14 protein-coding genes, 1 tRNA gene and 1 pseudogene are annotated in these 14,936 nt (G+C 66.8%); 3 read left to right on the top strand and 13 right to left on the bottom strand.

Annotated features, from left to right (window positions below; all coding sequences use genetic code 11):
- Positions 1–253: 253 nt before the first annotated feature.
- On the bottom strand, positions 254–3,019 hold the full coding sequence (locus BLT43_RS14700; RefSeq protein ID WP_165612628.1) for a DUF4214 domain-containing protein: 2,766 nt from the start codon (positions 3,017–3,019) through the stop codon (positions 254–256).
- A 768-nt stretch (positions 3,020–3,787) separates the two neighbouring features.
- On the opposite strand from BLT43_RS14700, the pseudogene BLT43_RS14695 reads away from it, so the two are divergent.
- Positions 3,788–4,756: pseudogene (locus BLT43_RS14695) on the top strand (IS5 family transposase).
- Between the two features lie 393 nt (positions 4,757–5,149).
- A complete protein-coding gene (locus BLT43_RS14690; protein WP_090114035.1) occupies positions 5,150–5,527 on the top strand; it encodes a hypothetical protein in 378 nt (125 codons plus the stop codon).
- A gap of 47 nt (positions 5,528–5,574) precedes the next feature.
- Here BLT43_RS14690 and BLT43_RS14685 read toward each other — a convergent pair whose 3' ends face one another.
- From BLT43_RS14685 to infA, 6 genes are all read right to left on the bottom strand, one after another.
- Positions 5,575–5,907, bottom strand: a complete 333-nt coding sequence (locus BLT43_RS14685; protein WP_090114033.1) for a hypothetical protein — start codon at positions 5,905–5,907, stop codon at positions 5,575–5,577.
- A gap of 362 nt (positions 5,908–6,269) precedes the next feature.
- Positions 6,270–6,344, bottom strand: a tRNA-Phe gene (locus tag BLT43_RS14680).
- Positions 6,345–6,442: 98 nt separating this feature from the next.
- Positions 6,443–6,637 (bottom strand): DNA gyrase inhibitor YacG, encoded by a 195-nt coding sequence (locus BLT43_RS14675; RefSeq protein ID WP_090114031.1) that lies wholly within the window; start codon positions 6,635–6,637, stop codon positions 6,443–6,445.
- Complete coding sequence (locus BLT43_RS14670) at positions 6,637–7,671, bottom strand: ribonuclease E/G (RefSeq protein ID WP_090114029.1); 1,035 nt, start codon at positions 7,669–7,671, stop codon at positions 6,637–6,639. The genes BLT43_RS14675 and BLT43_RS14670 overlap by 1 nt, the downstream gene beginning before the upstream one ends.
- Complete coding sequence (locus BLT43_RS14665; RefSeq protein ID WP_090114027.1) at positions 7,668–8,273, bottom strand: Maf family protein; 606 nt, start codon at positions 8,271–8,273, stop codon at positions 7,668–7,670. Before BLT43_RS14665 ends, BLT43_RS14670 begins: the two co-directional genes overlap by 4 nt.
- A 7-nt stretch (positions 8,274–8,280) precedes the next feature.
- Positions 8,281–8,499 (bottom strand): translation initiation factor IF-1, encoded by a 219-nt coding sequence (gene infA, locus BLT43_RS14660; protein ID WP_018300988.1) that lies wholly within the window; start codon positions 8,497–8,499, stop codon positions 8,281–8,283.
- A gap of 261 nt (positions 8,500–8,760) precedes the next feature.
- Here infA and BLT43_RS14655 point away from each other — a divergent pair, with 261 nt between their 5' ends.
- Entirely contained in the window at positions 8,761–10,341 is a 1,581-nt protein-coding gene (locus tag BLT43_RS14655) for a PRC-barrel domain-containing protein (protein WP_131802660.1), read from the top strand.
- 57 nt (positions 10,342–10,398) lie between these two features.
- Here BLT43_RS14655 and BLT43_RS14650 read toward each other — a convergent pair whose 3' ends face one another.
- The 6 genes from BLT43_RS14650 to murA are packed head-to-tail and all read right to left on the bottom strand — an operon-like array spanning position 10,399 to position 14,931.
- On the bottom strand, positions 10,399–10,869 hold the full coding sequence (locus BLT43_RS14650; protein ID WP_090114023.1) for an arsenate-mycothiol transferase ArsC: 471 nt from the start codon (positions 10,867–10,869) through the stop codon (positions 10,399–10,401).
- A 2-nt stretch (positions 10,870–10,871) separates the two neighbouring features.
- On the bottom strand, positions 10,872–11,348 hold the full coding sequence (locus tag BLT43_RS14645; protein WP_090114020.1) for a UPF0262 family protein: 477 nt from the start codon (positions 11,346–11,348) through the stop codon (positions 10,872–10,874).
- Positions 11,345–12,655: a histidinol dehydrogenase gene (gene hisD / locus BLT43_RS14640; protein ID WP_090114018.1), complete on the bottom strand. Its 1,311-nt coding sequence runs from the start codon at positions 12,653–12,655 to the stop codon at positions 11,345–11,347. The genes BLT43_RS14645 and hisD overlap by 4 nt, the downstream gene beginning before the upstream one ends.
- Positions 12,656–12,701: 46 nt before the next feature.
- Positions 12,702–13,199 (bottom strand): GNAT family N-acetyltransferase, encoded by a 498-nt coding sequence (locus BLT43_RS14635; RefSeq protein WP_090114016.1) that lies wholly within the window; start codon positions 13,197–13,199, stop codon positions 12,702–12,704.
- Positions 13,196–13,669, bottom strand: coding sequence for a DUF2948 family protein (locus BLT43_RS14630; RefSeq protein ID WP_090114014.1), 474 nt, complete (start codon positions 13,667–13,669; stop codon positions 13,196–13,198). Before BLT43_RS14630 ends, BLT43_RS14635 begins: the two co-directional genes overlap by 4 nt.
- A complete protein-coding gene (murA, locus tag BLT43_RS14625) occupies positions 13,666–14,931 on the bottom strand; it encodes a UDP-N-acetylglucosamine 1-carboxyvinyltransferase (protein ID WP_090114012.1) in 1,266 nt (421 codons plus the stop codon). The genes BLT43_RS14630 and murA overlap by 4 nt, the downstream gene beginning before the upstream one ends.
- Positions 14,932–14,936: the final 5 nt, after the last annotated feature.

Raw genomic sequence — 14,936 nt, 5'->3', positions numbered from 1 at the left:
AGGCAGACCCGGCTGGGCCAGCGCATTTCGGCTTCGCCGACCCCATCGCGAACTCTGGAGCGGTGAGCATCGCGGCTCCGGGCCGGAGCTCTGTTCAGGAGGTTGGCTGTGATAACGGGCTGATCACCAGCAACCAGCGCAGGCGGGATGCGCCCACCTTGCGCCATAGGCAGGCGACCCGTCCGAACGATCGTCCGTCCAGTTTCTCGAATTTTGGTCAGGGCAATTCCCCCGGAATTGCCCTGACCACGTCTCACACCAGGATGTTCAAATCTTCAAAGAGACCAATCTCCGTCCGCATGAACGTGATCGAGACGTCGTCATGGCTGAACACGGTATCCTGCCCGGTGCTCTGCATGTTGGCCACGGCCTCGGACGCATCACTGTAGCCGAAACCGGTGAAGGACAGCGTATCCCATGCGTCGAGCTGCAGCACACGGTCGCGCCCAGCATCCGCCGCCCCGAAGATGAAAGTATCGGCCCCCAGCCCGCCATAGATCAGGTCGTCTCCGGCGCCCCCGCGGAACGTGTCCCCTTCGACCGCTGCCATATAAGAGCGGAACTCGTCCTCCGTGCCGATGACGAACTCACGGCTCTGCGAGAAGCCGCGCACGACCGCTTCGCGGGTCATTCCATCGTCCAGGCGGGTGGTCCAGTTCTCGAGGCCGGCCGCATCGGCGCTGCGGCCAAGGACGTTGTTGTAGAGCAGGCTGACGAACTCGGCATTGCCGAGATCACCATAGGTGTTCTGGAACTCCCGGGAGTTCACGAAGCCACCGGTCACGGCGAGGAAATCGGTCCCGGCCCCGAGGCGCCCGGCCCAATTTTCAAGACCAGCGAAGTCGGGCTCCCTTCCCAGCGTCGCCCGGTAGAGCCGATAGACGTCATCAGCATGAGGAGCAGCAACACCGCTGTCGGAATAGGCGAAGGCGCCGGCATTGGTCTGGATCTTGAACTCGGCGCTTTCCGAGAAGCCCAGCACGACGCGTTCGCGGCTCATGCCGTCCTCCAGCCGGGCCGTCCAGTTGTTCAAACCCGTCTGGTCGGGCGCCCGATCGAGCACATTGTTATAAAGCAGCGACACGAAGCCCTGGTCGTCGAGCGAACCATAGGTGTTCTGGAACTCGCGGCTGCGCACGAAGCCCGAGACGATCTCGCTCAGCTGCATCTCGCCCGAGGCCAGCCGATCGGTCCAGTTCTCGAAGCCCGCCGTGTCTGGAGCCCGCCCGAGAGTCGCCTCGTAGAGGCGGTAGATCCGCGCATCGTCCTGCGTCGAGACATCCCGCACGGACCCGCCGATCAGAAGGTCATCGCCCTCCTCGCCGAACAGGCGGTCCGCACCATCGTTGCCGATCAGGATGTCGTCGCCAGCCCGGCCGAACACCGCACTGACATCCGCGCCGCCGGTCAGCAGGTCTGCTGCCCCGGTCCCCAAGATCCTTTCCACGCTCTCGTTCTCTTCGGGCGTGTTCAGCGCGGAGACTAGGAACGAGGGATCGTTCGTCAGGGCGAAGTCCAGAACCGCGTTGTCGAAGCTGGCGGTTCCAGGAACCAAGCCAGCGTTCCGTGCCGCCTGCTCGGATGCGGCGCGCACCTCGGCATCGAGCATGTCCAGCGTGACCAGTTCGCCAGGGTAGTCCTCGAGGTAGAATCCCGAAGGGCTTTCACCGTCGTCGTAGGCAAAGAGGGATTCGCTTTCGTCGGCAACCCGCCAATCTGTTCGATACTGGCCATAAAGGTCTTCGAAGGCGAAAGGCCGCGCGAGCGGGGTTCCATCGGCCAGAGCAACATCGTTGGTCTGGTTGCCGTCACCATCCCCGAGCAGTCCCTCCAGCCGGCCGAGCAGCGACGTATTAAGCCGGATATCGATATCGACGCGGCCGTCGAACACCGTCACGCGCAGCTGGCTGTCGCCATTTCCGACCTCGCCATCTTCTCCGGCGTAGACGGCGATATAGGTGTCGCCTTCGCGGTAGACCCGATCATTTCCGACCTGCACAAAGGAGAAGTCGCTCACTTCGACCGGCACGCCATCGATCGAAAGCGGGACCGGATCCGTGCCGTCAATCATCACGGATCTTCCGCTCAGATTGGTCGCTACGGCCGCGTTCACGCTGGCATTCTCGCCCACCGGGGTCATGCGTGCCTGAATGGCGAAATCCCCGCCATCGGCATCTCGCAGCAGGATATACTCACCGGCCGCATGGAAGTCGTAGTTCACGCCATCCAAGGTAGAGAGGTGCGGGTCGCCGGTGGTCCATGCTCCGGTCACGTCATCGGAGAGCAGCGGCACGATGGATTCGACGATTCCGCCATTGCGGACAGGAAACTTCCAACGGCCCGTCAGGCCGGTGTTTCCCTCGGTTTCGTCGAGCGCCAGGATCGCATCCTGATTGCCGGAGGCGGGCAGTTCAAAAAACGTGCCGTCCGCGCCGGTCCCGGCGGTATACCCGGCGCGAGCCACTTCGCCCCCCAGCCCGTCGATCCCGCCGCTTGCCTCACCGGTCGTCCAGTTGATGTCTTCGTAGCGGAACTCGATATCGAAATCGCCGTTGCCCTGATCGGTCAGGATCAACTGGAACGCGTTCAACTTGTCCGTGCGCATCTCATAGTAGCCGACATCGTCCCAGGTGACGATGAACTGATCCGTGACTTCGTTGAAGTCGTAGTAGACTAAGTTGGACCCGGTGGAATTGCCGCCCGCCGTCGCACCGACGGCGTCACCGCGCGTATCAACGTCCCCGAAGAACGGTGTGATCTCGGGGTTGTTGCTGATGCCGGTGATCACGTCGGGCGTGAAGGCGGCGCGTGGCGCATCGAAGGTGATGCTGCCGTTGTTGTTGATCCATACGCCCCGGTAGACGTTCCCGAAGAAATTGATGCCGTCCTCGAAGATGGGGCTCAGGTCGATTTGAGAAGTGGACAGGTCATCATTGGCGGGAAGTATGTTTTCGCCAAACCCGGCGTCGCCGCCTAGTCCGGAAAGAAGCGAGATTGCCCCCGGCTGCACTGTTGACATAATATCGCCCCAACCTTCCCTAGGTGCTGTTATACTTTTCGGCAATAGCATTTATCTCTACAAAACACGCAAGGGTAGATTCGATTTTCTTCTCAAAACCGCCTATTCAAGTGGTATTTTTGCGCAAGAGTAGCCAGATGCACGTGTCCCTGCCTCACCACGCGACATGGGCACCGGTTCTCTTTTAGAGAGTCCAGTAGCTCTTGGGTTGTTTCCGAGGCCATGCGGCTCGCAGTGTCGCCCCCTCCTCCGCCATGAACCCGACCAGCAGTGTGTTCCCGTGCCGGAGTATGGGCGGCAGTGATTGCAACCTTGCCGGCCAGCCCGGATCTGCCCTCGGATCTCAGCCAGCGACGAGAACAGCGCAGATCCCAGACACTCGGTCTTAGGTAGCAAATGCGCCAACTTGCCGGATGGGTCGAGCCGGCGGAGTTCGCTGCAATGATGGTATGGCCGAGTTCCTGATCATACAGACGCTGACGCAGAAACGCGCCGATATCCGCTGGTAGATCAAGGCCTACAAGACGCAGATCGCGCATGCGAAGCACGACCTCGCACATGTGAACGCTATGACCGAGCTGTGCGGCGCCGCAGCGCCAGCGGGCGCACCATATCGTGAGCCACGGGTTCCTCAAGAATGGTGACCTGAGACCCTGTTCCTCCCTCCAGTTTGAGGTAGAGTCTGTCCAACTTTGGAGACAGACGACTCTGTCGCGCTAACGGACTGACGGGATTCATCTCCGAAATCCAGCATGGTAGCGGGCACGCATGAGCCGCAGACCCAAGCCGCCGAGCTACAAGACCAGGAACTGGTCTGATTATAACGCGGCGCTGAAGAAGCGTGGCTCCCTGACGATCTGGTTCGATCCCGACATGGTCTGGACGCCGCCCCCGAATGGCAAGAGGGGTCGCCATCAGAGCTATAGCGACGCCGCCATTCAGGTCTGCCTGACGATGAAATCGCTGTTCGGCCTGGCGCTCCGCCAGACAAGGGCTTCGTCGAGAGCCTTTTGCAGATGATCGGCCTGGACTGGTTGGTGCCGGACCTCAGCACCTCGTGCCGACGCCAGAAGACGTTGGCCGTGGATATCCCCTGTCGCGGCTCACCAGGCCCGCTGCATTTTCTGATCGACAATGAGGCATTGTCCGCCATCGGTCCGAGGACGATGCCGAATGGGATCAAGGCCGAGGGGAAGGCGAATGGCACGCACGAAAGCACGGCGGGCCAAAGCGACGCCTGTGGCGCAAGATCCTCCTCGGGATCGACGAAGACGCGCTGGAGGTTCGGGCTGTCGAGATCACGGACAGCCGGACCGGTAATGCCCCCATGCTTCCTGAACTGCTGAACCAGATCCCCAGCAACCAGGACATCGACTCGATCACGACAGACGGCGCCTACGATATGCGCAAGTGCCATGACGCCGTCGCTGATCGGAGGGCGCATGTGGTCATCCCGCCGCGCAAAACGCGAAGCCTTGGAAGCCCGTCACCGCTGGGGCGATCGCCCGCAACGAAGCCCTCAGAGCTTCAAAGTATCTGGGCCGGTCCCTGTGGCGCCATTGGAGTGGGTATCACCACCGGAGCCGCATCGAGACGAAGATGCACTGTGTGAAGCTGCTGGGCCAAAGCTTCATGGCTTGGGACTTCGACCGTCAGGTCGCCGAGATCCAGATCCGCATCGCCGTGCTCAACGGCTTCACCGCGCTCGGCATACCTGTGACAGCGGCCGTAGGATAAATCCGTCTGGGGAAAGGCGCACGTCGGCCATCACCCGTTCTGCGCAACAGAGCCGATCCAACACGTGAATTCAGGCCTCTTCGTCGACTTCGACAAAGTCCGACGGCAGCACACCCGAGGCGTGAACCCTTACCAGCGCCGCCAACCACTGGCAGCAAAAGGACATCCACAGCTTGACAAGAATTTTCAGCGATACAATTGGCGCGCATGACCATGCGTAAACCAGTTGCGACATTGGCCTGATCTGAGGGCGCGTCTGGCAGAGTTACTCCTCCCTTGGCTCTCCGAAGATGCGTTCTCCCCTCCGATCGAGCTTTCTGTGCCCGCCTGCGATCCGTGCCCGCTTGACCCCACGACTGGCCACTGTCCGACCAGCCCGAATGGAGCACTGCCATGCCCAACGGCCTCCTATTAGACCACTGCATCGACCCTGCCGGCGAGGTGAACGCCAAGATCCTTGCGCGTGCGCTCGGCGTGGACGTCTTCGACCTCATGCGCACCGCGCCGACCCAAAGGCACCTGAAAGACCTCCACTGCATCCTGTGTGTCATCCGGCCTTGGACCCGCTCGGCCACCGACACATGGTCCTGGTATCACAGCAAGCGGCTCGCACGGTTCGGTGGCCGCACGCCGGCAATCTTGGTGAATGAGGACCGCTGCGCGGAACTGAAAGACTTCCTCGAAGCCGGTGAAGCTCTCACGAATGCCTGGCCGCCCGCGCTGGAAATCCGTTTCCTGCCGAAGGATGTCAGGCCGGCGGCGAACGGCTAAATGGGCCAGAGCGACGGCGGTAGTGACCGTTCTCCGGCGTCTAGCTGTTAGGCGCCTGTCAAGGCTGGATCAGTTTCCCCACGAAGCCGCCGAACGGTCTCACGCAGCCTTTGCAGAATGCGCGACAGGGCGAGGGCATCGAAGTTGCCGCTATCCCGCAATGCCGCGAGATCCGCGTGAGCCAAAGCCATCTGTGTCAGAGCCAGCGAGCTCGAGACCTTCTGGCTGCAAGCGGAAATAGTGCGCGTCGCGGCATCGAGCGCATGGCGCACGCGCAGAATGTCGGCCTGTCGACGCAGCAGTGAAAGCACCACGTCCACGTCGGCGATGCTGCGCGAAATGGTGAGGCTGTCGTGCTGGGAAATAGTCTTGGTTGTCATGATATCTTTGGCTTTCGGTTCGGAGGGGTCTATCGAGGCCCGCACTCCTAGAATCTGGTTAGTGACCCACCTTCCGTCACGGCGTCAAAGCGACGGCGCAGGAAACGGGTAACGGAACGAGTGCGCAATCGGGCCGTCCGTCGAGGCGACCAGTGGCGTCACACGGACCTCGGGAATTGCACGCGAGGTCGCGACAGTGGGGTGGCATCCGGCGCCCCGGCGGGAGCGCGAGATGTCGCGGTGGGGGTATCACAATGCGGCTGGCTTCGGGCAGCGCGCCTCCCGTTGGAGACGCGCCGAGCGTGTCGAGGAGCAGAGCCCTGACCGGTATCGAAACCCAGCATCTGGTGAGACCGAGATAATGGTGCCCGGGGGCGGAATCGAACCACCGACACGAGGATTTTCAATCCACTGCTCTACCCCTGAGCTACCCGGGCACGGGGATGGAAGCGTCGGCTCCCATCGGGTGTGGGCCTTCTAGGCGAGCCGTGCGGGGGTGTCCAGAGGGTTTCGCGAAGAAAACCCGAGGTCACCCTCAGTGCGGTTTACCCTCGTCCCGATCGGCCTGCCGCGCGGCCTCTTCGGCCGCCTGCTCGGCATCCTCCGGGTCGTGCGAGGGCACGGCGTAGGCGCCGCCCAGCCACTTGCCGAGGTCGATGTCGGCGCAGCGCTTCGAGCAGAAGGGGCGGTAGGTCTCGACGCCCGGCTTGCCGCAGATCGGGCAGGCCATCACAGCCGCCCCAGCAGGTGCATGAGCTCCGGGCGCTCGCGCTTGCGCTGCAGTTCGAACAGGCCCATCGTGGTCCAGCCGACGAGCGAGGTCTCGACCGGGTCGGCGCGGAAGGCCGCCTTCAGCGACTGTTCCAGCTGCTTGCGATGCGCCTTCGACATCGGCGCGAAATCCACCACGACCTGGCCCCCGAGGCCGCGCAGCCGCAAGGCGCGCGGCAGGATGCGGGCCGCGGCGAGGTTGGCCTTCAGGGCCGCCGCCGGCGTGGTGTCGCCGCCGGTGTTGACGTCGACCGCGACCAGCGCCCGGGTCGGCTCGACGAAGATAGTGCCGTCGCCCGTGGCGATGCGCGGGGATCTGAGCGCCTCGAGCCCGTCGAGCACGCCTTCGCGTTCGAACCCGCCGGGCTCGGTCACCACGTCGCCCGCGCGCCATTCGCGCCAGGCCAGCACATGCGGCCCGTCGCCCTCGGTCAGCGCCTCGGGCTCGCGGCCCTCGGCGTCGCCGATCACCGCCTCGGCGAGATCGCGCATGGCGGCGATGTCCTCGACGATCTCGTCCTCCTCCGCGCCGGCGCAGGCCGAGCGCAGGATCAGCCCCAGATCGCCGCCCGCGCCCTCCATGCCCTCCTCGGCGAGGATCCGCAGCCGGGCGCGCTCTTCTTCCTCGGCGATCTGGCGCGAGATGTTGAGCCCCGGCGCCTGCGGCGTGACGATGGCGTAGCGGCTCTTGAACAACACCCGGTCGGTCAGCGGCACCGCCTTGCCGTCCTCGGCCACGCCGGTGACCTGCACCAGGATCGCCTGGCCCGGGCGGAGGCCCTTGCCGTGGCGCAGGAAGCCCGAGCCGCCGGGCAGGCGCACCATCATGCCGCCCTGCCCCTTCAGCGGCCGGTCGCAGATCGCGCGGTAGATCGCGCCGGGACGCGGCGCGTCGCCCTCGTCGATCAGGATGTCATCGAGCTGGCCGTCGACCATCAGAGCAGCGGCCTCGCGCCCCTCGAGATGGTCGAGAACGATGCGGCGTCCCTTCATGCGGTGGCTCCGTGAACGGGGTATCCGGCGGCGGTGAGAAGACCGGCGGCCTCGGCCAGCGGCAGGCCGACCACGCCGGTGAACGATCCGTTGATCCAGGGGATGAAGGCCCCGGCCGGCCCCTGGATGGCATAGCCGCCGGCCTTGCCCTGCCAGTCGCCGGTGGCGAGATAGGCGTTGACCTCGGGGTTCGACAGCCGCTTCATCTTCACCGCGGTCTCGACCTCGCGCGTCCAGAGCCGCTCGCCCCGGCGCACCGCGACGGCGGTGATGACGGTGTGGCGACGCCCCGACAGCAGGTGCAGGAAGGAAGCCGCCTGGGCGGCATCCACGGGCTTGCCCATGATGCGGCGCCCCAGCGCGACGGTGGTGTCGGCGCAGAGCAGCACCTCGCCCTCGTCGAGCGTGACGGCGCGCGCCTTCTGCTCGGCGATGCGCCGGGCATAGGCGCGCGGCAGCTCGCCGTGGCGCGGCGTCTCGTCGATGTCGGGGGGGCGCACGTCCTGCGGCACGAGGCCGATCTGGGCGAGCAGCTCGCGCCGGCGCGGCGAAGCCGAGCCGAGCACCAGTCTCAGCCCGGCATCGGGCGGCTGCGCGCTCATCTCGCGGTCAGCGGAAGCGATAGTTGATCCGACCCTTGGTCAGATCGTAGGGGGTCATCTCGACCTGCACCCGGTCGCCGGCGAGGACGCGAATCCGGTTCTTGCGAAGCTTGCCTGCCGTGTGCGCGATGATCTCATGGCCGTTTTCCAGCTCGACCCTGAACGTCGCGTTCGGCAGGAGTTCCTTCACGACGCCGGGAAATTCGAGCAGTTCTTCCTTGGCCATGGTCACTCCAGTCGGTGGGGCCCGCGCGATCGCGGGCTGATGCCGGCTAGATGCGCTCTCCGGGCCAGATTTTCAAGGGCAAAGACAGTTTTGGGCGCGCGGCTGCGCGCCTCTTCGCGCGCCAGCCGCGCCTTTCATGGGCGAAGCCGTCCTCCCTGCGCGATTCAAGATTTCGTGCAGGTTGTACGGAACGGGGACGTGCGTGCGCCGTTGTGCCGCCGAAGCGAAGCATACACGGGAGACGATCTCATGAAAATGCGGATGACACGGCTGCTCGTCACCACCGCCCTGACGCTGCCGATGGCCGGGATGGCCGCGGCGCAGGACGCGGACGCCACCTGTTCCGACCTCGAACTGCTGCTGCAGGAGCAGATGGCCGAAGGCGTGCCGACCGAATCCGGCATGACCGAAGACCAGATCAACGAGCTGATCGCGGCCGAGAACGATGCCGAATGCGCTGTGGTCTATGTCGAGCTCGAGCAGCTTGTCGCCGTCGACGTCGAGCGGGAGGCCGTCGAATCCGAGGACGAGGCCGAGCTGGCCGAGACCGAGACCGCCACGGTCCGCCTCGAGGACGAGGTGGTGATCGAGGGCATGGTCTATCTCGACCAGCAGGCGCCGCAGGTGAACGTCGAGAGCGGCCAGACCGACGTGATGGTGTCGAACGCCACGCCCGACGTGACCGTGCAGGAAGGCCAGGCCGACATCCTGATCCGCCAGGCCCCGGCGACCATCACCATGGACATGCCGCAGCCGACCATCCGCATCGAGCAGCCGGCCCCCGAGATCATCATCACCATGCCCGAGCCGGGCGTCGACGTGGCCAACGCCCAGCCCTCGGTCGAGGTGCGCCAGGCTGATCCGATCGTTTCCGTGACCCAGCCGCGCCCGCGCGTCGAGCTCGAGCTTCAGCGCGCCCCCGAGGGCTCCGAGGGCGGCGTGCAGGTGACCGACCGCGCCACCGGCGAGACCTACGAGGCCGGCGCCGAGCCGGGCGAGGCCCGCTCGGTCGAGAACGCCGAGGTGCAGCTGTCGACCACCGAGCCGACCGTGACCTACGAGGAAGAGCGCGACGCCCAGAGCGCCAACGTGCAGGTGCAGCGCGCCGAGCCGAACATCCGCTTCGAGAGCGCCGAGCCGGTGATCGAGTTCACCCAGGCCGGCGAGCCGATGATCGAGATGGTCCAGACCGGCGAGCCCGTGGTCACCTTCAACGAGGCCGAGCCCGCCGCGGCGATGGACGAGGCCGAAGCCGAGATGGAGACCGAGGAGCCGCTCGAGGCCGAAGCGACCGAAGAGGCCGCCGAAGCCGAAGCCGCCGCCGAGGACATGGCCGCCGAAGCCGAGGCCGAGGTGACCGAGGAAGCTGCCGAGGCCGAGGCGATGGTCGAAGGCGCCGCCGAGGAGGCCGAGGCCGAGATGACCGAGGAGGCCGCCGAAGCCGAGGCCGCCGCCGAGGGCATGGCCGCCGAGGTCGAGGGCGAGATGGCCGAGGCCGAGACCATGGAGACCGAAATGGTCGAGAGCGCTGGCCCCGCGGTCGAGCGTGAGGGCTTCGCGATGGTCCCGGCCAACGAGATCACCGTCAGCGATCTCGAGGGCAGCACGGTCTACGGCGTCAATGACGAGCGGATCGGCGACATCGGCGACATCATGGTTGATGCCGACGGCCAGATCGAGAACGTGATCGTCGAGGTCGGCGGCTTCCTCGGCATCGGCGAGAAGCCGGTCTCGATCGCCTTCGACCAGATGACCATGCTGCGCTCCGAGGCGGGCGAGGTGCGCGTCTTCATCGAAGCGACCGAGGAGCAGCTCGAATCGATGGAAGAGGTCGAGCAGTAATCTTCGCGGATTGCGACGACATTTTGGAAGGCCGCCCCACGGGGCGGCCTTTTCGCGTCAGCCGCGCGGCGGGCCCCAGCGCGCGATCAGCCGCTCCACGATCATGTCGCGGGTCTGGCGGTAGCTCCTGAGCCGCTCCTCGCGCCCCTCGCCCAGCCCCGTGGGGTCGAGCACCGGCCAGTACTCCACGTCGAGATGGTAATGCGTGGTCAGGTCGAGCGCGCGGCGCTGGCTGGCCGGCGACAGCGCCAGCACGAGGTCGAAGGAGCTGAGATCGTCGCCCCATTGCTCCATCTCGTCGAAGCTGCGCGAGCGGTGGCGGTGCAGCTCGACGCCGATCTCGGCGCAGACCGCGATGGCGAAGCCGTCGATCTCGAGGTCGTTCTTCACGCCGACCGACTGGATGTAGCAGTCGGTGCCGTAGAACTTCTTCATGATGCCCTCGGCCATGGGCGAGCGCACAGCGTTGTGGTCGCAGCAGAAGAGCACCGATTGCGGGAGAGGCTGCAATGCGGCGGCCGGCTCCATCATCAGACCCCGAAATGCAACACGCAGATCAGGGTGAAGAGCCGTCGCGCGGTGTCGGTGTCGAGCTCGGCCTTGCCCTCCAGCCGCTCCTGCAGAACCCGCGCGCCCTCGTTGTGGATGCCGCGCCGCGCCATGTCGATGGTCTCGATCTGGCTCGGCGGCAGCGTCTTCACCGCGTCGTAGTAGCTTTCGCAGATCTGGAAGTAATCCTTCACCACCTGCCGGAACGGCCCGAGCGAAAGATGGAACTCGGCCGCCGCCTCGCCGGTCTCGGTCGCGACGTCGAAGACCAGCCGCTTCTCGCGGATCGCGAGGCCGAGATTGTAGGGCCCCGGCACCGCGCGCCCGTCGCGCTCGGGCAGCGCGAAGCTGTTCTCCTCCAGCAGGTCGAAGATCGCCACCCGCCGCTCCTGCTCGATCTCGGGCGTCGGCGGCGGCAGCCCGTCATCGTCGAGCCGGATATGCGCGATGCGGGTCACCCGGCGGTCCGGTTCAGCCGGTCGAGCCGGGCCTTCAGCGACAGCGCGTGCGCCTCGAGGCTCTCGGCGCGGGCGATGCGCTCGCCGGCCGGGCCGATCGCGGCCAGAGCGTCGGGCGTCATCTTCGACAATGTCGTGCGCTTGAGGAAATCCATCACCGAGAGGCCAGACGAGAACCGCGCCGACCGCGCCGTAGGCAGGACGTGGTTCGGCCCCGAAATGTAGTCACCGATCGCCTCGGGCGTCCAGTGCCCGAGGAAGATCGCCCCGGCATGGGTGATCTTCGCGGCCAGCGCCTCGGGGCCGGCGACGCAGAGCTCGAGATGCTCGGCGGCGATCCGGTCGGCCAATGCCGCCGCCTCGTCGAGGTCGCGCACCACCACCACCGCGCCGAAGTCGCGCCAGCTCGCGCCGGCGATGGCGCGGCGCTCCAGCGTCTCGAGCCGCCGCTCGACCGCCTCGGCCACCTTGTCGCCGAAGCCCGCATCGTCGGTGATCAGGATCGACTGCGCGCTCTCGTCGTGCTCGGCCTGGCTCAGCAGGTCGAGCGCCACCCAGTCGGGGTCGTTGTCGGCATCGGCGATGACGAGGATCTCCGACGGCCCGGCGATCATGTCGATGCCGACGCGGCCGAAGACCCGGCGCTTGGCGGCGGCGACATAGGCGTTGCCGGGGCCGGTGATCTTGTCAACGGCGGCGATGCTCTCGGTGCCGTAGGCCAGCGCCGCGATCGCCTGCGCGCCGCCGATGCGGTAGATCTCGTCCACCCCGGCGATGCGGCAGGCCATCAGCACCAGCGGGTTGGCGACGCCGTCGGGCGTCGGCACCACCACCGCGAGCCGCTCGACCCCGGCGACCTTGGCCGGAACCGCGTTCATCAACACCGAGGACGGGTAGGAGGCGAGCCCGCCGGGTACGTAGAGCCCCGCCGCCGCCACGGCCGTCCAGCGCCAGCCCAGCATCGCGCCGGTCTCGTCGGTCCAGCTGTCGTCGCGCGGCATCTGCCGGGCGTGGTAGGCGCGGATGCGCTCGGCGGCGAGTTCCAGAGCGGCGCGGTCCTCGTCCGAGACCTTGGCGCACTCCGCCTCGATCTCCTCGGGCGTGAAGCGCAGCCGCTCGGGGGTGAGCTGCAGCCGGTCGAAGCGGGCGGTGTAATCCGTCAGCGCGAGGTCGCCGCGGGCTCGAACGTCGGCGATGATCGCCGCCACGGTGTCGTCCACGTCGGGGCTGTCCTCGCGCTTCATGGTCAGAAGCGCGGAGAAGCGGGCCTCGAAATCGGGATCGGCGGTGTTCAGGCGGTGCGGCATGGCGGTCTCCTTCGGCTCTGGGGCATAGCCCTGCCCGCCCCCCTGCTCAACCGTCCAGTTGCCGCAGGTAGAACAGGTCATCGACCCAGGCCCCGTCGATCCGCGCGGCACGGGGCAGCCGGCCGTAGCGGGCGAAGCCGTGGCGTTCGTAGAAGCTGATCGCGCGGGCATTGTCGGCGGCGACGAAAAGCTCGATCTGGCGGCGCCCGTCGCGTAGGGCCCGCGCCACCACCCCCTCCATCAGCCGGTCGGCCGCGCCGCTGCCGTGATGGTCAGAACTCAGATAGACGGCCTTCAGCTCGGCCCGGTGGGCCACCGCCGCGACCGGCAGGACCGGGTCGAGCCCCGCCGTGCCGATGAGCCGCGCGCCCTCGAACAGACCGAGGATCAGCCGCGTCTCGAGCGCGTCGCGCACCGCCGCGTCCGGGCGGGCCAGCTCCTCCGCCAGTGTCGTGAGAAAAGCCCGCGGGAAGGCGCGCAGCCCCTCCGCGCGAATCCGCCGCCACTCGGCCAGATCTGCGGGGCCGAGCGGCCGGACGATCATTCCGGGTGCTTGGGCGCCTTGCCCGAGGGCGCGCTGTAGGGCCGGGTCACGTCGCGCAGGATCACCTCCAGCGCCTCGACCTCGACCGCGATCTCGCCGTCGCCGGCGAGGATCATCCGCACCGTGCCGGCCGCGTCCTCGCCCGGCTCGAAAACCATCGCCAGGAGCGACAACACCGTGTCGGCGTCGCGCTCGCCCAGCCCCTGGCTGCGCACGGCTGTGACGTTCTCGATGCAGAGCACCGCCTGCACGCGTTCGGCCTCGCGCGTGGTGGCCGGGTCCTCCCAGCGGAAGCGGTTGACCAGCATGCCGAAGCGCCGGTCGCTCTTCTTCCAGGCCATCTCGGAGGCGGGCAGGACCGAATCCTGCACCAGCGCCGAGATCACCTGCAGATCCTCGCCGTCGAGCGCCCTGAGCCGGAGCGGCCGGGCCGCCCCCTCTTCGAAGGTCGCGTCGCGCGTCTCGGTCATGCCTTCACCCTCTCGATCTTCGCGCCCACGGCGCCGAGCTTGTCCTCGACATTCTCGTATCCGCGATCGAGATGATAGACCCGGTTCACCACCGTCTCGCCCTCGGCGGCGAGCCCGGCGAGGATCAGCGAGACCGAGGCCCGCAGGTCGGTCGCCATCACCGGCGCGCCCTTCAGCTTGTCGACGCCGGTGACCGTGGCGTGGCCGCCATGCACCTCGATCTTCGCGCCCATGCGCATCAGCTCGGGGGCGTGCATGAAGCGGTTCTCGAAGATCTTCTCCTCGAGCCGGCTGGTGCCTTCGGCGGTGCAGAGCATCGCCATCATCTGCGCCTGCAGGTCGGTCGGGAAGCCCGGGAAGGGTTCGGTCACCACGTCCACCGCGCGCGGCCGGTCGCCGCGCAGCTTCACCTTCAGCCCCTTGTCGGTCTCGCTCACGTCGATGCCGGCGGCGTCGAGCTTCTCGCAGAAGGCGCCGATCAGGCCGATCTCGCCGCCGAGGCACTCGACCTCGCCGCCGGTGAAGGCCGGGGCCAGCATGTAGGTCCCGAGCTCGATCCGGTCGGTGACCACGCGATGCGTCGCACCGCCGAGCCGGTCGACACCCTGCACCTCGATGGTCGAGGTCCCCTCGCCCTCGATCTGCGCGCCCATCGCGCGCAGGCAGCGGGCGAGATCGACGATCTCGGGCTCGCGCGCGGCGTTCTCGATCCGGGTCGAGCCCTTGGCCAGCGTCGCGGCCATCAGCACGTTCTCGGTGGCGCCCACCGAGGCGAAGCGCAGCGGCACCCGGCCGCCCCTGAGGCCGCCGCGCGCCACCGCGTGCAGGTAGCCGTCCTTCAGCTCGATCTCGGCACCGAGCGCCGAGAGCGCCTCGATGTGGATGTCCATCGGCCGCGCCCCGATCGAGCAGCCGCCGGGCAGCGACACCACCGCCTCGCCGGCGCGCGCCAGCAGCGGCCCGAGCACGAGGTTCGAGGCGCGCATCTTGCGGACGATCTCGTAATCGGCATGGGTCGAGGCCAGCTCGTGCGTCGACATCGCGATCACCTTGCCGCCCTGCATCGACGACACCTCGGCACCCAGCGATTCGAGCAGCCGGGTCATGGTGTGGATGTCCGACAGCCGCGGCGCGTTGGTCAGCGTCAGCGGCTCTTCCGACAGAAGCGTCGCCGGCATCAGCGCCAGGCACGCGTTCTTCGCACCCGCGATCGGGATCTGCCCGCGCAGCTCTGCGCCGCCGCGCACGATGATCGAATCCATGCCTG

Source organism: Limimaricola pyoseonensis (assembly GCF_900102015.1).
GTDB classification, from domain to species: Bacteria; Pseudomonadota; Alphaproteobacteria; order Rhodobacterales; family Rhodobacteraceae; genus Limimaricola; species Limimaricola pyoseonensis.
This window is presented reverse-complemented; position numbering and strand designations above follow the sequence as displayed.